1 pseudogene is annotated in these 449 nt (G+C 69.7%); it reads left to right on the top strand.

Annotated features, from left to right (window positions below):
- Nucleotides 1-449 (top strand): annotated as a pseudogene (locus tag VW35_RS21475) (heavy metal translocating P-type ATPase); the annotation flags it as partial.

The following is a 449-nucleotide window of genomic DNA, read 5'->3' as shown; positions in this document are numbered from 1 at the left end:
GGCTGGCTCGGGCCGTTCGCCCGCGAGGGCTGCCCTTGCCGAAGGGACGGCGGCGGGGGGCGGGCCGGTCGCGGCCACCAATGCCGCAGCGCTCGGCGGCCGGGGTGTCATCGGCACGCTCGATGGTGTCGAACTCTTCCTCGGTTCACCCAGGGCTGCCGCCGAACGCGCATCGCTGAGCGACGAGTTCGAGGCGCGGATCGGCCAGCTCAATGACGAGTGCAAGACAGTCTCCGTTCTCGTTGCAGGTCGCGAACTTGCCGGCCTCATCGCCATGCGTGACGAACCGAGGGACGATCCACGGGCAGGGCTTGCTGCGCCCAAGGCATTGGGGCCCGTTGTGGTCACGCTGACTGGTGCCCATGCGCGTAACGCACGGCCGATCGGGGCCGCCATTGGACTCGCTGTTGGGGCGGAGCTCCCCCCCGAGAGCAAGCACGCCCAGTTTG

Origin of the sequence: Devosia soli, assembly GCF_000970455.1 — a bacterium.
GTDB classification, from domain to species: Bacteria; Pseudomonadota; Alphaproteobacteria; order Rhizobiales; family Devosiaceae; genus Devosia; species Devosia soli.
Note: the sequence above shows the minus strand (reverse complement) of the source record. Positions and strands in the feature narration are given on the sequence as shown.